Genomic DNA, 18,240 nt, shown 5'->3' with positions numbered 1-18,240 from the left:
GGTGGTTTTGCTTGCAGAGACGAGGGTGTCTTCTCAGTCACTTGCAAGCAGCCGCTTTTAATAGCTTTAGTTTTTAATGCCATATAGTTGCAAATGCAACTGTTTTGTGTTATACTTCTTCTTGTTGGGAGTTCTGAATTTTCTGTAAGATATGATCTAGTTGAAAGAGTTCAGACGATGTTAGTTGACGCAGACTGGTCTGGATGTATCTGTCCTCGTAGCCAATCAGCTTATCATATACTTTTAGTGCAGGAGTCAGTGGATAGACCTCCTTGAATTTCTTATTCTCTTGCTTGGTCTTTTTGATAATCAATCCTCGTTCTTCCAGCTTTTGTAGAGAGCGGCTTAGGGTAGTCTTGTCAATCTGAACCAGCTCTGCCAGCTGAGATTGATGAATGGCAGGATGTTCGACAATGCGAGTAAGAATGAGAAAGAGATTATTATCAAGCCCGTATTGGCTAGCTTCTTGATTCATTCTCATCATGGCTTGACGGGAGATAAATCCCATTTGACGAAATAACTGACGATAATCCATAAGAACTCCTTTGATAGTTGCATTTACAATGATTATATAATAAACCAAGGACGGAAACAAGCATGTGGCATAAAAAATATTTGCAAGAGTTGGACACGCTAGAGTTCTACAAGATTTTAACACTGCGGATCGATACCTTTGTCGTCGAGCAAGAGCGAATCTATCATGAATTGGATGAAAAAGACTTAAAAGCTGTTCACATTTTTCATGTTAATAAACAAGAGGAAATAGATGCCTATGCCCGCGTGTTTGAGGAAGCTGAAAAAGTCGTTTTTGGCCGCCTTGTGACAGCTCCGTCAGCCCGGGGAAAGGGCCTAGGGAATAGATTGGTAGAGGAAATCTTGATTCTTTGTGAGAAAAAGTGGCCGAGAAAAATGATTGAAATTGAAGCTCAGGAGCAAGTCGTGGGGCTTTATGAAAAATTCGGTTTTGTGACTCAAGGAGAGCCCTTTATCTTTGAATCGACGCCTCATATCAAAATGATTTACAAAAAATAAAAAAATCCAGTTGATGAACCGTTCATAGTGATGGTGTCTCAACTGGATTTTATTTTTTTAAAACATGGAGTATTCATCGGCTAACATGACCGTCTCTCTGCCGTTATTATCCACAACGTAGATCATGCGAGGGTAGAATGGGTCAAATTTATAGGTGAAATCAAAGGAGATGAGTGTATCGAGATGGTCCTCAGAGAAGCGAAAAGTCAGCTTCCCTTCGTTATTGATCAATTCGAAGCGAATCAGATTATTCAAAGGGAAGACATCTTTAAGGAAGTTGTCGATGATGTACCAGAAAGTGTCAATCACATCATCTGGAAGGCTAGTGATAGCGCCAAAGCTGGCATAGCGACCACGAGTATTGGTAAAAGCCATGAGACTCACTCCTTTCTGGAAATTTTGCTGTGGAGGACCAGAAATTGGTCCTCTAGTGCTTTACTAGCAGCATTGATGGTTCTATCATACAAGAAATAAGTAGGAATTGCAAGAAATTGCTTTTTTGCTGGACGAAGGTCTTTTGAGAAAGAAAACAAGAAAAAAGAGCTTGCGCTCTTTGACAACTTTATCGATTCTTTAGTTCAACATAACGTTTGTACCAAATTTTCACATAAGCATCGGAGAAGGGACCGCGTTCGTTGTTGATCCAGTCAACCAGAATCTTGACGTTTTCCTTGAGAATGAAATCCAAATCATCCGAATAGTTCATTTGCCTTTTATGACGCTCATATTCTTCCACATCAAGCAGCCGTTTTTCCCCGTCTGTGAAGACCTTGACATCTAAATCATAGTCGATATACTTAAGGGCTTCATTGTCCAGATAATAGGGGCTGGCAAGGTTGCAGTAGTATGAGGTGCCATTATCACGAATCATGGCAATGATATTAAACCAATATTTCTTATGAAAATAGACAATGGCAGGCTCTCGCGTTACCCAGCGCCGGCCATCACTTTCTGTTACCAGTGTGTGGTCATTAACGCCAATAATGGCATTTTCTGTTGTCTTTAGTACCATGGTATCTCGCCAAGTGCGGTGAAGATTCCCATCATGCTTATAACTTTGAATTGTAATAAAGTCGCCTTCTTTGGGAAGTTTCATAACCTACCAACTTTCTACAATTTTTAAGTTTATCCTCTTTATTGTAACATATTTTCATAAAAATGCCTAAGTTTTCATAGAAAATCTTAAAGATATTCTCTCAGAGCGCTGGCAATGTCCGAAAAATCATAGCCTTTGCGGGCCAGAGCTTGGGTCAGACGTTGTTTTAAGTCGTAGCCCTCGTACTTTTTGAAGTACTTGCGGTATTGCTTGTCTAGCTCTTTATAGAGCAGCTCTTGTTGGGTTTCTTGGTCTTCTTCGATTTCTAAATGATGGAAGGCCTCTTTGGCTTGGCTATAGGAAAATCCTTTGTTTATCAGGGCTTGGAGGAGTTTATCTTGCAAGGCCTTGCTGGGCAGTTTTCCCTGGTATTTCTTTAAAAGTTTCTCAGCAACTCGCTCAGCTACTTCAGTGAAATCAAATCGTCTTAGCTCTTCTTCGATAATAGTGCTAGAAATCCCTTTTTGGCTGAGTTTTTGCTTGAGAACAAAAGCGCCCTTGTCACCAGTGAGAAGGTTGGATTGGATATAAGAATTGGCATATTTTCTGTCGTTGATCCAATTTTCTTTTTTCAAAGCGTCCAAGACTTGGCTGATGATTTCTGGTTGGATATCGTGCTGGTTCAGGTAGTCATTAACTTCCTTGGCAGTTCTTTGCTTGAAGGAGAGATGGTAGAGGGCTAGATTTTTCCCGTAGGAAAATTGGGTGTAAGTTTGAATCTCTTTCAACTCTTGCTCCGTGATGTCCATCCCTTTAGACAGCATGAAGCGGACGATAGTGTCTTCTGTAATATAGAGCTTTTCACTGTCGTCCAACTCCAAGAGGTAGAGCCGTTTTTTCTTTTCGATTTTTGTGATTTTCATAGGGGATTTGGTAAAGTCCTTTCTTTTAACCAAATGCTTCAAAGGCAGCTATCAAGCGCAGTTTGTCTGTATCAACATCCTTCCTGCCATAGTGGTCAAGAAAGAGCTCTGCGTATTGGGGGTCAGATAAATTATAAGTAAGAGACCAGATGGCCCAGTAAAGGTCAAGGTGGCGATCGCTAAGGCAAGCGAGACCAACGTCGATAAAGCAGGAGAAGGTTGAAGCGTCTTTCAGAATGAAATTAGGCAAGCAGGCATCTCCGTGAATCAAGGCGTCCGCCGTTAGTAGATGTCCCTGTTCTTGGATAAGTTGATATGCTTCCTTACGGCTTTGGATGTGAAATTGAGGCAGCAAGGCTTTTTGATAAAAGCAACCTTTCTGATAATTTTCCTCTGCCTGCTCTTTATAGTGTTGGAGGCGATGCTGGATTGGGAAATGCTGGGGTTGGATGCTGTGAAGTTTTTTGAGTGCGGCAGCCATTGTTTGGCAAAGCTCTTCTGGCTGTTGAAGAAAGGTTAGGGCGTCCTTGCCCTCGGCTTCTCTAGTCAGCAGGTAGTCATGATCTGCTGATAGGTAGTGAGTGACAGGCACACCGAGTTCTTGCTTCTCAAACCATTTGGCAAGTGTGGCTTCTTGGGCTAACTGGCCTTTTTGGTCAATTTTCAAATAATAGCCCGTATCGGCATAGAAAACACGGGCGCTTGAATGTGAGGAGCTGTCGTAAAAGTTGGCTCCCTCTAGATAAGTTCGGATTTGCTCAGGGAAATGGGCTAGTGGAAGGGATATTTTTTCTGCTTTCATACTTTTATTGTAACATATTCTCAACGAATCGACTCTAGCGTGGTATAATAGAGGCATGAATGTAAAAGTGAAGCAAAGAATCCCTCTCAAAATCAAGAAAATGGGAATCAATGGGGAAGGAATTGGATTTTATAAGAAAACGCTGGTCTTTGTGCCGGGGGCTTTGAAAGGTGAGGAAGTTTACTGTCAGGTGACTAAGGTTCAGCGTAATTTTATCGAGGCTAAGCTCCTCACAATCAACAAACGGTCGAAATTTCGAGTTGAAGCGCCGTGTGAGATTTATGAAAGCTGCGGAGGCTGTCAAATCATGCACCTCCACTATGACAAGCAGTTGGAGTTTAAAGAAGATTTGCTGCGTCAGGCTCTGAAAAAGTTTGCGCCAGCTGGCTACGAAAACTATGAGATTCGTCCGACCATTGGTATGCAGGAGCCACTTTATTACCGGGCGAAGCTGCAGTTTCAGACTCGCAAGTTTAAGGATGAGGTCAAGGCAGGGCTCTATGCCCAGAATTCCCACTATCTGGTCTCGCTGAAAAATTGTTTGGTTCAGGACAAGGTGACGCAGGCTATTGTCAATAAGGTGGCTCGACTTTTAGGCAAGTATAGGCTGCCTATCTATGATGAGCGCAAGATTGCTGGCGTACGCACTGTCATGATTCGCAGGGCCAGAAAAACGGGTCAGGTGCAGATGATTTTTGTAACAGGACGCAAGCTAGACTTTTCTCCAGTCGTTCGAGACCTAGTGGCTGAATTCCCAGAGATAGAGACGGTGGCAGTCAATTATCATACGAGCAAGTCCAGTGAGATTTATGGGGATAAGACAGAGATTATCTGGGGCGAGGAAGCCATCCAAGAAGGTGTGCTGGACTATGAGTTCTCCCTTTCGCCTCGAGCTTTCTATCAGCTCAATCCGGAGCAGACAGAGGTGCTTTATGCGGAAGCAGTCAAGGCTTTGGATGTGACGGCTGAGGACCATTTGATCGATGCCTATTGCGGAGTGGGGACCATCGGCTTTGCCTTTGCGAAAAGGGTCAAGTCTCTGCGTGGTATGGACATTATCCCTGAGGCCATTGAAGACGCTAAGCGCAATGCGAAACAGATGGGCTTTGATAATACACTTTACGAGGCTGGAACGGCAGAGGAGATTATTCCTCGCTGGTATGCTGAGGGTTATCGGGCGGATGCCTTGATTGTCGATCCGCCGCGAACAGGTCTGGATGATAAGCTGCTGGAGACGATTGTCCGCTATGCACCTGAAAAGATGGTTTATGTTTCCTGCAATGTCTCAACTCTGGCTCGGGATTTGGTCAAGCTCTGTCAGGTCTACGATGTCCACTATATCCAGTCGGTTGATATGTTTCCCCATACCGCTCGGACCGAAGCAGTGGTGAAATTGGTCAAAAAAGTCAAGTAACAGAGCGATTTGTTGAAAAACAAGCCTAAATGAACAGCAAAAGAGGCTGGGACAAAAGTCCTAGCCTCTCAATTGTCTTTGGATTGTCGAGCAAGACGCAGTGGTTGAGTGGGCTCTATTACGCTGATTTCATCAGCTTTTACAGCCCTACTCAACTGTGCGGAGGTGGGACGACGAAATCGAATTCTAACGAATTACCGATTTCTGTCCCACTCTCTTTTGAGTTAGAGGATTATAGCTTGATTTCAGTGTTTTGGAGAACCTTCTGAGCATCGGCAACGATTGTGTCGAGGATTTCTTTACATGGACGAATTTCCTTGACTAAGCCTGCGATTTGGCCACTCATCATAGAGCCATGTACGGTATCTCCTTCGTAAACAGCTTTAGAAAGAGAACCGATGGTGATTTCTTCGAGTTCGTCACGATTGGTGCCTTTGTTTTCTAGTTCGATATAGTGGTCGGTCATTTCATTGCGTATACAACGAACCGGTGCACCAGCAATACGACCAGTCACGGCAGTAGCAGTGTCATTGGCTGCAACAATGGCATCCTTGTAACCTGCTGAAATTGGGCATTCTTCTGAAGCTAGGAAGATCGTTCCCATCTGAACCCCTTGCGCACCGAGGACAAAAGCGGCAGCGAGACCACGACCATCTGCAACCCCACCTGCAGCGATGACTGGAATATCAACGGAGTCAACAATCTGAGGAATGAGAGCCATAGTATTGGTTTCACCGATGTGGCCGCCAGCTTCAGAACCTTCAGCAATCACGGCATCAACTCCGAGCTCTTGCATTTTTTGCGCGTGTTTGACACTGGCAATAACAGGGATAACCTTGATACCAGCCTCTTTCAGATAAGGCATGATGAATTTTGGTGTACCAGCCCCAGTCGTTACGACAGGAACTTTTTCTTCAATGATGACTGTCACAATATCCTTGATATTTTTCATCATGAGCATAACATTGACGGCAAAGGGCTTGTCAGTCAATTTACGCAGTTCACGGATTTCTTCGCGCAACTGCTCACCCGTCATTCCACCTGAAGCAATGATTCCCAGCCCACCAGCTTCTGAAACAGCTGCCGCCAGTTGGTAGTGGGAAATCTGAGCCATGGCTCCTTGGAAAATAGGGTACTTGATGTTCAACAATTCTGTAATAGACATAGGGCATCTCCTTTATTCTGTATTTAAAATCATTATATCACTATAATAAAGCGTTTTCAAGAAAGCTCTGGTCTGACAAAAGCTAGGACTTTGTGAAAATAATCTCAGAAATCCTTGATAGGACTGGCTTTTTCTTGTGAAACTCCGTTTATCAGTGTCCTTATAACAATAACTTATAGTCTATTAGAATTTGTTATATTCTCTAAGACCGAATTTGAGCAAGTGTGGGAAGGATTTTTATTGGACGCATCTTTTGTGATATAATAATAAAAAATATACGGAGGTAGAGCATATGGATAATGTAATTGATTTGTCTATCCCAGTGGCAGAAGTGATTGAGAAGCAGCCAGAGGTTTTGGATGTTTTGGTCGAGTTGGGCTTTAAGCCTCTGGCCAATCCTGTCATGCGAAATACTGTCGGGCGCGTGGTTTCGATCAAAAAAGGAGCCAGCATGAACGGTATTGACCTGGATAAAATCAAGCAAACGCTGGAATTAAACGGCTATGAAGTGGTGGGGATTTAGGCATGGCTACTGAACGCATTGAAGTCCTCAAGTCAATCTTGCTGGATCTACATAACGGAGCTTCTGCAGAATCCGTTCAGGAGCTTTTCAATGAGCATTTTGCTGGTGTGTCCGCTATTGAAATCAGCCTGATGGAGCATGAGCTGATGAACTCGGATACGGGAGTGACCTTTGAAGATGTCATGTCCCTCTGCAATGTTCATGCCAACCTCTTTAAAGGTGCTATTAAGGATGTGGAGGTGGCAGATACCGACCACCCAGGCCATCCGGTTCAAGTCTTTAAGCAGGAAAATCTAGCCTTGCGGGCTGCCCTTATGCGGGTTCGCAGACTCCTATCAACCTATGAAAGCACAGAAGATGAGGAGCTTCTACCTGAAATTCGCAAGGGACTCCAGCGCCAGCTGGGTTTGGTGGGTCAGTTTGATATCCACTATCAGCGTAAGGAAGAGCTCATGTTTCCCATCATGGAGAGCTATGGCCACGATTCGCCGCCCAAAGTCATGTGGGGCGTAGATGACCAGATTCGAGATCTTTTCCAAGAAGCTAAGATTGCAGCAGAGCAGCTGCCAGACACTTCGATTCAAGAAGTCAAGAACAAGTTTGAGACTTTTGCGGCTGAGTTTGAAGCTATGATTTTCAAGGAAGAGTCTATCCTTCTCATGATCCTCCTCGAATCCTTTACTCAGGATGATTGGATCAAGATTGCTGAGGAGAGTGATGCTTATGGCTATGCCATCATCAAGCCGACAGAGAAATGGATTCCTGCGCGACACTCATTCTCGGAGGAGGAAGCTGGGGATGCTGATGATGAAGGAAGCGAAGCGCCAGCCAGCACAGAGCAGACTAGTGATGGCAGATTTGAGCAGGTCATTGATACGCCGGATGGTCAGGTCACTATTTCCTTTAAGCCTAAGGAAAAGAAGGAGCAAGCCTTTAATCGGGACTCCCAGCAGCCTTTTGGTCATGGCTATCTGTCGGTGGCGGAGGCCAATCTGATTCTGGACCATCTGCCCATGGAGATTACCTTTGTCAATAAGGACGATATTTTCCAGTATTATAATGACAGTGTGCCTGCAGACGAGATGATTTTCAAGCGGACTCCGTCCCAGATAGGGCGCAATGTCGAGCTCTGCCACCCGCCCAAGTTTTTGGACAAGGTGCGGCGGATTTTCAAGGCTCTGCGTGAGGGAGAGCGGGACAAGTTTGAGATGTGGTTCAATTCGGAATCGCGGGGCAAGTTTGTCCATGTGACCTATGCAGCGGTGCGGGATGAGGCTGGCGCATTTCAGGGGGTGTTGGAGTATGTACAGGACATTCAGCCCTTCCGTGACATTGACAGTGATTTTTACCGAGATTTGGACTAGGTATTTGCAGTTAGAAAGTGAGAAAAATGAGTTACGAACAGGAATTTTTACAGGACTTTGAAGCTTGGGTCAAGACCCAGGTCATGATTAACGAGATGGCCCTCAAGGAGAGTCAGGCAGTCTACGAGGCGGACCAGGACGAGCGGGCCAAGGAAGCAGCCATTCGCTATGAAAGTCGTCTCGATGCCTACCAGTTCCTTTTAGGGAAATTCGCCAACTATCAGGCGGGCAAAGCATTTCATGACCTGCCAGAGGGCTTGTTTAGTGAGAGAAATTATTGATTTTTCGCTGGAAAGGTGATAGAATAAGTTCATCAGAGGTGTTTTGAGTCAAGCATTTTACAGAAAGTGGCGGTGCTGAGAAGTCCACAAGTGTGTCAAAGCTGGTTGCTGATGGATGAAAATGAAATAAACAAAGCAGCGGGCATCTGCCCGAAATTGGGTGGTACCGCGGATAAACACATTCGTCCCTTTCTAGTCTGACTAGGAAGGGATTATTTTTATGTTGCGGAAAGGAGGTTTGAATGAAACTTCTTGAATCTTATAATGGCAAAGAGTTGCCAAAGTTGGAAACTGAGCGGTTGATATTGCGTCAGCGAACGGCAGATGATGTGGAGGATATGTTTACTTATGCTGGTCTGCCTGAAGTCTGTTATCCAGCTGGATTTCCTCCTGTAGATAGCTTGGAAGCAGAGCGTGACTATTTTGAAAATCGCTATTTTGAAAATTTAGAAAAGAAGGAACTTCCGTCGGGCTATGGCATTACAGTTAAGGGGGATGACCGAGTCATTGGCTCTTGTGACTTCAATCACCGTCATGAGGATGATGTCTTTGAAATTGGCTATCTCCTGCATCCAGATTATTGGGGGAAGGGTTATGTACCAGAAGCCGTCAGTGCTTTGATAGAAGTTGCTTTTACCATTCTTAAACTTCACAAGGTTGAAATTCGATGCTTTGATTACAATAAACAAAGTCAGCGGGTCGCTGAGAAGCTTGGCTTTACTCTTGAAGCTCGTATAAGAGACCGCAAAGATGCCCAAGGCAATCGCTGTGCAGAGTTGGCTTATGGATTGCTGAGGAGTGAGTGGGGGGTGAAATAGATGGCTAGAAAGAAGAATAGAAAAAAAGAATTAAGGCATCAAGTGAGAGAAGAAAGTTCTCCCTCGATGGAATGTAAGGTGGATATTAAAGAAGGAGAGACTTACTTTGCACATATTCCTATTCAAAATGGTGCTCAAATAATTCATCCGTTTAAACTACAGAAATTTAGTAATGGAACCATCGGTGCAATTACTCCAGCATATACAACAGATGAATCACTTCAATCAGTGTTGCAAAAGAGCTTGTTGAGACGAGATGAGATTGAAATTGAGATTTTAGTAAAAAAGGTTCTCTCCTTTATAAAAAATGAATCAAATTATACCTTTAATGAACTCAAAGAATTTATTGATAAAATCATTAGCATTGATGAATTTGGTTCTTATATCCAAAACAATCATAAAGCTTTAGGAGTTAATAAAAATGCTGAATTTTATAGAGCTATTCCTTTAGTTGATGAAAATGGTAACCTAAAAATAGATTTTGATCCGAATACTTGGCGATTTATCAATCCTAACTCTAGTTTACAAAGATTGAATACCGAGAAAGAGTCTGTATTTTATACATCAGTACTTGATAGAGTAGCAATAGAAGAAGTTGGTATAAAAAAACAAACAGATAAGTTTGCGTTGTTTATATATAATGTAAAAGACAATTTTAAAATATTGCCTATTCAAGTAAACCCCTTTTGCAATGTGCGATTTCCAAAAGAATTACAAGATTATGGATTACAAACAACAAAAGTTTTAAATGAAATTTTTTCATCTAAGTCTAGTGGAGATATGGAACATGACAAGAAGGTATATGAGTTATCAAATTATATAATAGAAAAATATTTTCCACTCTCCAGAAATAAAGAGTATAAAGGATGGTCATATATCTCTGTTGCGTTTAAAGATGCAATAGATTATAAATCTAATTACCAAGATGATAGATTAGACCTATTATGTATCGCTTTTCCAAAGGATACATATGATAAGTGTCTAGATATGTCAAATGTTACTTGTGTAATGTTTAATTGTACTGATGAGGAGATGAGATTGTTAAATCTATCCTATTCGAAATGTGAAACCGAAAAGAATAGAATAATAAAAGGAGAACTAAAATGAAAGAACTTTCACCTAAATACAATCCAGCCGAGGTTGAGGCTGGTCGTTACCAAAAATGGCTTGATACTGATGTTTTCAAGCCTTCAGGCGATAAAAAGGCTAAGCCATACTCTATCGTGATTCCACCACCAAACGTAACTGGTAAACTTCACCTTGGTCACGCTTGGGACACGACTTTGCAAGATATCATCATCCGTCAAAAACGGATGCAAGGTTTTGATACCCTTTGGCTGCCTGGGATGGATCACGCGGGGATTGCGACTCAGGCTAAGGTTGAGGAGCGCTTGCGTGGTGAGGGTATTTCCCGTTATGACCTCGGTCGTGAGAAATTCCTCGAAAAGGTCTGGGAATGGAAAGACGAATATGCCACTACTATCAAGGAACAATGGGGCAAGATGGGGCTCTCTGTAGACTACTCTCGCGAGCGTTTCACTCTTGACGAAGGTTTGTCAAAAGCCGTCCGCAAAGTCTTTGTCGACCTGTATAAGAAAGGCTGGATTTACCGTGGTGAGTTTATCATCAACTGGGACCCAGCAGCTCGCACAGCACTGTCTGATATCGAGGTGATCCATAAGGATGTCGAAGGTGCTTTCTACCACATGAACTATATGCTGGAAGACGGTTCACGCGCCCTTGAAGTGGCGACAACTCGTCCTGAGACCATGTTTGGGGACGTTGCGGTTGCGGTCAATCCAGAAGACCCACGCTACAAGGACTTGATTGGTAAAAACGTCATCCTTCCAATCGCTAATAAATTGATTCCAATCGTTGGAGACGAGCACGCAGATCCTGAGTTTGGTACGGGTGTCGTGAAAATAACACCTGCCCACGATCCAAATGACTTCTTGGTTGGTCAACGCCATAACTTACCACAAGTTAACGTCATGAACGAGGACGGAACCATGAATGACTTGGCCTTCGAATTTGCAGGTATGGACCGTTTTGAAGCTCGTAAGGCAGTCGTTGCTAAGTTGGAAGAAATCGGTGCCCTCGTTAAAATCGAAAAACGTGTCCACAGTGTTGGTCACTCAGAGCGTACAGGTGTTGTGGTTGAGCCACGCTTGTCTACTCAGTGGTTCGTCAAGATGGACCAATTGGCTAAGAATGCCATTGCCAACCAAGACACAGACGACAAGGTAGAATTCTACCCACCTCGTTTCAACGATACCTTCCTCCAATGGATGGAAAATGTCCACGACTGGGTAATCTCTCGCCAGCTCTGGTGGGGTCACCAAATCCCTGCTTGGTACAATGCTGAGGGTGAAATATACGTTGGTGAAGAAGCTCCAGAAGGCGACGGATGGACTCAGGATGAGGACGTATTGGATACGTGGTTCAGTTCGGCTCTTTGGCCATTCTCTACCATGGGCTGGCCGGATGTCGACTCAGAAGACTTTAAACGTTATTATCCAACATCAACTTTGGTGACTGGTTATGATATTATTCCGTTCTGGGTGTCTCGGATGATTTTCCAAGGTTTGGAATTTACTGGCAAGTCGCCATTCAAAAATGCCTTGATTCATGGTCTCATTCGTGATGAGCAAGGACGCAAGATGTCTAAATCTCTCGGTAACGGGATTGACCCAATGGATGTTATTGATAAGTACGGAACAGATAGCCTTCGTTGGTTCCTTTCAAACGGTTCTGCACCAGGGCAAGACGTGCGCTTCTCTTACGAGAAAATGGATGCTTCATGGAACTTCATTAACAAGATCTGGAACATCTCTCGCTATATCCTCATGAACAATGAAGGTTTGACCCTTGAGCAAGCAACTGCCAATGTGGAAAAAGTTGCCAACAAGGAAGCTGGAAATGTTACAGACCGCTGGATTCTCCACAACCTCAATGAAACCATCGGCAAAGTCACTGAAAACTTTGATAAGTTTGAGTTTGGTGTGGCTGGCCACATCCTCTACAACTTTATCTGGGATGAGTTTGCGGACTGGTACGTTGAGTTGACCAAGGAAGTCCTTTATAGCGATAACGAAGAAGAGAAAGTCATCACACGTTCTGTTCTCCTTTACACCTTGGACAAGATCCTTCGTCTCCTTCACCCAATCATGCCATTCGTAACAGAGGAAATCTTTGGACAAATCTCAGAAGGTTCTATCGTTACAGCAGAATACCCAACTGTCAACTCAGCCTTTGAAGACATTGCGTCCCACACTGGTGTCGAAAGCCTCAAAGACTTGATCCGTGCTGTTCGTAATGCGCGTGCAGAAGTAAACGTAGCACCAAGCAAGCCAATCACAATCCTTGTTAAGACTAGCGATAGCAACTTGGAAGCCTTCTTTAACAGCAATGTCAACTACATCAAACGCTTCACAAATCCAGAACACTTGGAAATCGCATCAACCATCCCTGCACCTGAACTCGCTATGTCAAGCGTCATCACAGGAGCAGAAATCTACTTGCCACTCGCAGACCTCCTCAATGTCGAAGAAGAACTGGCTCGCCTCGACAAAGAACTGGCTAAATGGCAAAAAGAACTGGATATGGTCGGTAAGAAGCTCTCTAACGAACGCTTCGTAGCCAACGCCAAACCAGAAGTCGTCCAAAAAGAACGCGACAAACAAGCCGACTACCAAGCTAAGTATGATGCGACAGTGGCTCGTATTGATGAGATGAAGAAGTTGGTGAAATAAGCTATAAACCTCGGCAATTTGCTGGGGTTTTTGGTATAATAAATAAAACGTTAGAAAGCGATTTATAAAAACGAATATGGAAAAATTCCAAGTTTTTACGCCTGAAAAGTATGTTCATTTTATGCTTGATAAGGTAAAATATGAAGGGGAAAATATACTAAAAAAATATTTTTTAGAGAATTCTGTAGGTGAAGGAAATATTTTGTGTGTTGCAATTAAAAGATACATTGAAGTAGCACTGATGCACGAGTGTTCCATTTCATCCATAAAATCTGATTTAGAAAAGTACTTTGTTGCTTTTGAAATCGATCCTAAATTAAAGAAATTGTTTAAGAAACTTAGATAATATTGCTTTAGAATACGGGATTCAAAAGGTAAACTGGCAAATTATTTCTGATGATTATTTAAGATACAATCTTAAAATGAGATTTGATTTTATTGTTGGTAATCCTCCATATATCACATATCAAGAACTCAATAATATGGATAGAAGTTTCTTGAAAAACAATTTTACTTCTTGTAAAAAGGTAAATTTGATTATTGTTATGCTTTTATCGAAAAGAGTTTACTAGATTTGAAAAAAACGACAGGAAAAATGTGTTATCTAATCCCTAACAGCATATTTAAAAATGTTTTTGCTGAAAATCTAAGGGAAATCTTTAAAAAAAATATTCTACAATTAATTGATTACAGACATACGCATATTTTTGGGAGAATTCTAACGTCATCAGCAATTATAGTCATTGATAATTCTAGGATATGTAATTACTTAGAATATATTGATAGTGATTTTAACAAGTCTTTTCTTATAAAAAAAGAAGATTTGGGGTCCAAATGGTATTTTACTGAAAATATCGAATTTAAGGCTGATCAATTAACCTTTGGAGAGTTATTTAAAGTCTCAAATAGCGTAGCTACATTATCTAATAAGGTATTTATAATCCCTAAGCAAAAAGATTTGGACTTAGAAGATGAAATTTTAAAACCTGCGGCTAGTCCAAGAAAGTTATCTAAAAATATTGTAGATAAAATTATTTTTCCATATAAATTTGTAAACAATGAACTTATAAGATATTCCAGAGAAGAGTTTGAAAGAATTTTTCCTAAGGCAACTAGATATCTTCGAGAATGGAAAGAGGTTTTAGATAACAGAAAATCTGATGGGGAATGGTTTGAGTATGGTCGATCACAAGGTTTGAAATTCATGAATCAGGAAAAATTAATGATTTCATCGGTAATTACTGAGAAAGTAAATGTATACGAGTTAGATTCTCAGACAATACCATATTCGGGATTTTATATTATTCCAATAGCGGAAGAAGGACTAGATTATGCAAAAAAAATTCTTGAATCAGAAGATTTCTATAATTATATAGAAACTAGAGCAATTAATGCGAGTGGAAAATCAATTCGTATATCCGTGAATGATGTAAAAAATTATCCAATAAGAGTATGAGGAACGAACAATGGCTGAAAAAGTGAAAGAAGTAAGTTTTAAATCAACAACAAGAACAGTAAATCTCTTAGGTAGAGATAATGTACTAGATTACAGAAGTGCAATATTGGAATTGGTAAAAAATAGCTATGATGCATTTTCTAATCAAGTAAATATTCGAATAATTGGGAAAGATGTAATTATTAATGAAGAGAAGGATAAGAGAGCTACTTCTATAGAAATAATTGACTACGGTCAAGGGATGAGCTTGGATAAAATCATTAATGTCTTTTTTACATTAGGGACTGATGATAAAACTTATACTACTTCAATAAAACACCTAGATTCTGAGCGTGTGATGAATGGTTCTATGGGAATAGGTAGATTATCACTTGGTAGACTTGGGAATATAAGCACCGTCATTACTTCAGATGGTAGCGAAGCATATAGATTTAGTATCAATTGGAATAACTTCATAACAGGAGAAGATTTAGATACTGTAAAAGTAGATATTGAACAATTATCATTGAGTGAGTTCACTTTAGAGTATACAAATAGAGGTTTAGAAAACCCCAAATGCTCAGGAACAATTTTAATAGCCAGTGAGTTGAAAGATGAATGGTTACTATCAGATAAAGGACAATCGGGGACAAATTATTCTCTATTGAAGCTAACTTTAAATAAATTAAAAAACCCTCTTAAATTAGAAAAATCAGGCGAATTTAAAATTATATTAGACTACTTTGAAGAAAAAGAAGAAATAGAGCCTTCTTTAGCTGATGTTTCAACAGATGCAGAAATTTCGTTTGCTTTTTCACACGACAGTGATATGTTAATCTTAGAGGGGTATTTTGATGAAATTGATATTAGTCAATTACCGCCGGATTTTGTAAATGCGAAATTCGATAAACTAAAAGATTATATTCAAGAAAAGAGTGGTAAAAAAAGAAGTAGATACCATTTTGAGAGAGAGTTTAAAATTTCAGAGTATATCCCTGATAAAATGCCTAATAATCCGATAGGTGATTTTGATGGAGTTCTCTATTTTACAAAGAAAACTGGTTCTAATAAGTATCCTTTTTTAAAGAGACCAGCAATGGGAACAAATACTGTTGATATTGAACCCGGAATCTTATTATATAGAGATGGTTTTAGGATTAGACCTTATGGTGAGGTTGATACTATCGGGTTTGACTGGGTTGGAATTGAAAAAGAAAGAACTAAAAATCCAGCTGGTGTTGGCCGTAGTAGCTACATAATGCAAGCAAACCAGTTGAGTGGTTATGTAAACATCACCAAGGAAAAAAATGGAGGGTTTGAAGATCAAGCTAATCGTGAAGGTTTAAAAAATAGTGCAGAGTTTGAATATCTTGAGAGTGTCATTCTCAGAATTGTAAAAGATTTTTCTTCTGTGCGTTCAGAAATTATTATTTTATATAATGAATTTTTGAAAGAGAAAGCTGATGTTCCACTTTTTAGTGAAAGAGGAAAGAAGACAAAGAAAAAGTTAGACAGTCTTGTTAATAGACACCAAGGAAATTTACAAGGACTTTATAAAGATCCAGAGTATGAGGCGCTGGTCTCTAATCCCCAATCGTTATTTGAGATGTATTCATTACAGGATACTACTGAGGAAGAGAATAGTTCACTTGTTAGTGAGGGTGATACGTTACGAACTATGGCAACTCAAGGAATAGTTATGTCAACTTTTGCACATCAAATAAAAAATGATAAGAAATTCTTTCAGAAGATACCCCAACATCTGATAGATACTGGGGATTATTATTCAGAGTATTTTAATTCAGATTTTCATGAATTTAAACAACCATATAATTTATATAATTTTTCAAAAGCAATTGAAAGAAAAACAACCAATATACTTGGATTTTTAGAGAGTAGTGTTAATAATCCAACAAGAGATAAAAAAGAGAAAATTAATTTATCGACCTATCTGTTTAAAATTTATTCTTGGTGGGATAAGTCTGTTAAAGATAATTTTTATTCATATGATTATTTAGTTAATGGTGAATCATCTAGAGAAGTATTGCCTGAACAGATTAAAAATATTTATATTTATGCAAGTGAAACGCAGTTAGATAGTATTTTTCTAAACTTAATAACTAATTCTTATAAAAATTTTAAATATCCAACTAAAATTAAACACAGAATTATTAATATTGACCTAGAGGTTGTAGATTCTGACTTAATTAAGATAACTTATGAAGATAATGGTAATGGTTTAAATAAGAATATTAAAAATCCTGATATAATTTTTGAAGCTTATAAATCGTACACTAAGGGTGGGACTGGTCTTGGGATGACAATTTTAGCTTCAGTAATATCTAATCTAAAGGGAGACAAAGAACTTTTATCCAATCCTGGTGACAGAGGATTTAAATTTAGAATGATTTTAAAAGGTGGAGTAGAATTAAATGTCTGAAATGAAAATAATTTATTATATTGATGATGATGATGATGCTATTTATACATTAAAAGATCTGAAAGAAATTTTTAAGCAAAGGATATGATGTCCAGTTTCTGGGAATAAAAAATGAAACATCAAAGGAAGATTTTTAGACGCATTATATTCAAAAGAAAAATATGGAATTATTCTAGACTACGATTTATCTATGAGTGAGATTTATGGAGATGCTATTGAATTATGGCAAACTATTAAGAACAAAATCCTTTCTTTCCTGTTTGCATTTACACTTCTCATAGTGATGATGTTCAAATTGACCCTTCAGTAGAAAAGAAATTTTCTAAAGATGGAGATTCGCCTGACGAACAGGTATTTGGTAAGGAAGATGAAATCGAAAAAATGTTAGAGTATATTGATAGACAAGTTAAATTAGGAATAGAAAATATCAATACGCTGGAGAGAGTAAACCAAGGTTTAAAGAAATCGGATGCTTTTTCTACAGAAGTAGCAATTAACGAAACTAAAATAGAATATCAGTTTTCTATTAAACAACCTCGGCTTTTAAATGATGATATTGCTGATCAATTAGATGATTTAATTGCGAAAGCTTATCAAATTATTGATGAGGCAGGAGATATGTAGTGAATTATATTAGACAACTATTCAAACGAGATTATAGAGGTTTTGAATCTCCTCCGATCAGAAGAGAAAACGTTAGTGAAAAATATTCTGTCAAAAGTCAAAGAGATTTGTTAAAAGGGTATCTAGTAGAGGATTTTGGCGGAATGTGCATATATTGTGGATGGAATTGTAAAAGGTATGGTGGAGCTAGTTTTCATATTGAACATATAAAAAGTCAAAATGATAATAAAGATTTAATAGATGAATATAGTAATTTGGCTTTATCTTGCCCAATATGTAATACTACAAAAATAAAAAATCCCTCCCTTCTGATTTAGATCCTTTAGGGAAGACTATAAAAAATTATTTTATAGAAATAATAGAGGTGCAATTGTACCAAACAATACCATAACAGCAGTAGAAAGAAATTTATCAGAGGAATATATAAAAACTTTAGGTCTATCAAAGGAATTATATAAGTTAGACTATATCTATTCTTCACTTAACATTATTAAAAGAAAATCTGGTCAGTCAGGACAAATTAATGAATCATTAATTTGTAGTATTCAAAGGATATTAGATTTTATTGATGACAATTATATTAGAAATAGTAGACAAAAATTTTAATTTAGTCAATTTTGATATCAAGGCA

General features: G+C 39.6%; 17 protein-coding genes and 3 pseudogenes. 14 read left to right on the top strand and 6 right to left on the bottom strand.

The window, feature by feature from the left end; all coding sequences use genetic code 11:
* Window positions 1–109: 109 nt before the first annotated feature.
* Window positions 110–535: a MarR family winged helix-turn-helix transcriptional regulator gene (locus ACWPVL_RS02585; protein ID WP_454386641.1), complete on the bottom strand. Its 426-nt coding sequence runs from the start codon at window positions 533–535 to the stop codon at window positions 110–112.
* 62 nt (window positions 536–597) lie between these two features.
* Between ACWPVL_RS02585 and ACWPVL_RS02580 the strand changes: the two genes are divergently transcribed.
* Window positions 598–1,032: a GNAT family N-acetyltransferase gene (locus tag ACWPVL_RS02580; RefSeq protein ID WP_454386639.1), complete on the top strand. Its 435-nt coding sequence runs from the start codon at window positions 598–600 to the stop codon at window positions 1,030–1,032.
* A gap of 57 nt (window positions 1,033–1,089) precedes the next feature.
* Here ACWPVL_RS02580 and ACWPVL_RS02575 read toward each other — a convergent pair whose 3' ends face one another.
* The 4 genes from ACWPVL_RS02575 to ACWPVL_RS02560 all read right to left on the bottom strand — a co-directional run bounded on the left by ACWPVL_RS02575 (window position 1,090) and on the right by ACWPVL_RS02560 (window position 3,793).
* Window positions 1,090–1,407 (bottom strand): DUF960 domain-containing protein, encoded by a 318-nt coding sequence (locus tag ACWPVL_RS02575; protein ID WP_045498988.1) that lies wholly within the window; start codon window positions 1,405–1,407, stop codon window positions 1,090–1,092.
* Window positions 1,408–1,594: 187 nt separating this feature from the next.
* A complete protein-coding gene (ntdP, locus tag ACWPVL_RS02570; protein ID WP_005590859.1) occupies window positions 1,595–2,128 on the bottom strand; it encodes a nucleoside tri-diphosphate phosphatase in 534 nt (177 codons plus the stop codon).
* Between the two features lie 86 nt (window positions 2,129–2,214).
* Window positions 2,215–2,991 carry a recombination regulator RecX gene (gene recX / locus ACWPVL_RS02565; protein ID WP_454386636.1) on the bottom strand — a complete coding sequence of 259 codons (777 nt, stop codon included), beginning with the start codon at window positions 2,989–2,991 and terminating at the stop codon, window positions 2,215–2,217.
* Between the two features lie 25 nt (window positions 2,992–3,016).
* On the bottom strand, window positions 3,017–3,793 hold the full coding sequence (locus ACWPVL_RS02560; RefSeq protein ID WP_454386634.1) for an aminoglycoside 3'-phosphotransferase: 777 nt from the start codon (window positions 3,791–3,793) through the stop codon (window positions 3,017–3,019).
* A 55-nt stretch (window positions 3,794–3,848) separates the two neighbouring features.
* Between ACWPVL_RS02560 and rlmD the strand changes: the two genes are divergently transcribed.
* Complete coding sequence (rlmD, locus tag ACWPVL_RS02555; protein WP_454386632.1) at window positions 3,849–5,207, top strand: 23S rRNA (uracil(1939)-C(5))-methyltransferase RlmD; 1,359 nt, start codon at window positions 3,849–3,851, stop codon at window positions 5,205–5,207.
* A 232-nt stretch (window positions 5,208–5,439) separates the two neighbouring features.
* Here the strand turns inward: rlmD and ACWPVL_RS02550 are convergent, their stop codons facing one another.
* Window positions 5,440–6,372 carry a nitronate monooxygenase gene (locus tag ACWPVL_RS02550; RefSeq protein ID WP_288932943.1) on the bottom strand — a complete coding sequence of 311 codons (933 nt, stop codon included), beginning with the start codon at window positions 6,370–6,372 and terminating at the stop codon, window positions 5,440–5,442.
* A gap of 292 nt (window positions 6,373–6,664) precedes the next feature.
* Between ACWPVL_RS02550 and ACWPVL_RS02545 the strand changes: the two genes are divergently transcribed.
* The 12 genes and pseudogenes from ACWPVL_RS02545 to ACWPVL_RS02490 all read left to right on the top strand — a co-directional run bounded on the left by ACWPVL_RS02545 (window position 6,665) and on the right by ACWPVL_RS02490 (window position 18,215).
* On the top strand, window positions 6,665–6,895 hold the full coding sequence (locus ACWPVL_RS02545; protein ID WP_061422459.1) for a DUF1858 domain-containing protein: 231 nt from the start codon (window positions 6,665–6,667) through the stop codon (window positions 6,893–6,895).
* Window positions 6,896–6,897: 2 nt separating this feature from the next.
* Window positions 6,898–8,259 carry a DUF438 domain-containing protein gene (locus ACWPVL_RS02540; protein ID WP_454386629.1) on the top strand — a complete coding sequence of 454 codons (1,362 nt, stop codon included), beginning with the start codon at window positions 6,898–6,900 and terminating at the stop codon, window positions 8,257–8,259.
* Between the two features lie 26 nt (window positions 8,260–8,285).
* A complete protein-coding gene (locus tag ACWPVL_RS02535) occupies window positions 8,286–8,540 on the top strand; it encodes a DUF1912 family protein (RefSeq protein WP_454386627.1) in 255 nt (84 codons plus the stop codon).
* A 242-nt stretch (window positions 8,541–8,782) separates the two neighbouring features.
* The gene (locus ACWPVL_RS02530) at window positions 8,783–9,358 is read left to right on the top strand and encodes a GNAT family N-acetyltransferase (protein ID WP_454386625.1); all 576 of its coding nucleotides are present in this window, start codon (window positions 8,783–8,785) and stop codon (window positions 9,356–9,358) included.
* Window positions 9,359–10,465, top strand: coding sequence for a hypothetical protein (locus ACWPVL_RS02525; RefSeq protein ID WP_454386623.1), 1,107 nt, complete (start codon window positions 9,359–9,361; stop codon window positions 10,463–10,465).
* Window positions 10,462–13,110: a valine--tRNA ligase gene (locus ACWPVL_RS02520; RefSeq protein WP_454386621.1), complete on the top strand. Its 2,649-nt coding sequence runs from the start codon at window positions 10,462–10,464 to the stop codon at window positions 13,108–13,110. The genes ACWPVL_RS02525 and ACWPVL_RS02520 overlap by 4 nt, the downstream gene beginning before the upstream one ends.
* A gap of 76 nt (window positions 13,111–13,186) precedes the next feature.
* Window positions 13,187–13,456, top strand: coding sequence for a hypothetical protein (locus tag ACWPVL_RS02515; protein ID WP_454386619.1), 270 nt, complete (start codon window positions 13,187–13,189; stop codon window positions 13,454–13,456).
* Between the two features lies 1 nt (window position 13,457).
* A complete protein-coding gene (locus ACWPVL_RS02510; protein ID WP_454386828.1) occupies window positions 13,458–13,682 on the top strand; it encodes an Eco57I restriction-modification methylase domain-containing protein in 225 nt (74 codons plus the stop codon).
* Window positions 13,661–14,566, top strand: a pseudogene (locus tag ACWPVL_RS02505) (Eco57I restriction-modification methylase domain-containing protein); the annotation flags it as partial. The gene ACWPVL_RS02510 and the pseudogene ACWPVL_RS02505, both read left to right, overlap by 22 nt.
* 10 nt (window positions 14,567–14,576) lie before the next feature.
* Window positions 14,577–16,985, top strand: coding sequence for an ATP-binding protein (locus tag ACWPVL_RS02500; protein ID WP_454386617.1), 2,409 nt, complete (start codon window positions 14,577–14,579; stop codon window positions 16,983–16,985).
* Window positions 16,978–17,609: pseudogene (locus ACWPVL_RS02495) on the top strand (hypothetical protein). Before ACWPVL_RS02500 ends, ACWPVL_RS02495 begins: the two are co-directional and overlap by 8 nt.
* A pseudogene (locus ACWPVL_RS02490) lies at window positions 17,609–18,215 on the top strand (HNH endonuclease). The pseudogenes ACWPVL_RS02495 and ACWPVL_RS02490 overlap by 1 nt, the downstream one beginning before the upstream one ends.
* Window positions 18,216–18,240 lie beyond the last annotated feature (25 nt).

This window comes from Streptococcus sp. Marseille-Q8145, assembly GCF_965112035.1.
The sequence above is the reverse complement of the archived record's forward strand: the minus strand, read 5'-3'. Positions and strand labels throughout refer to the sequence as shown.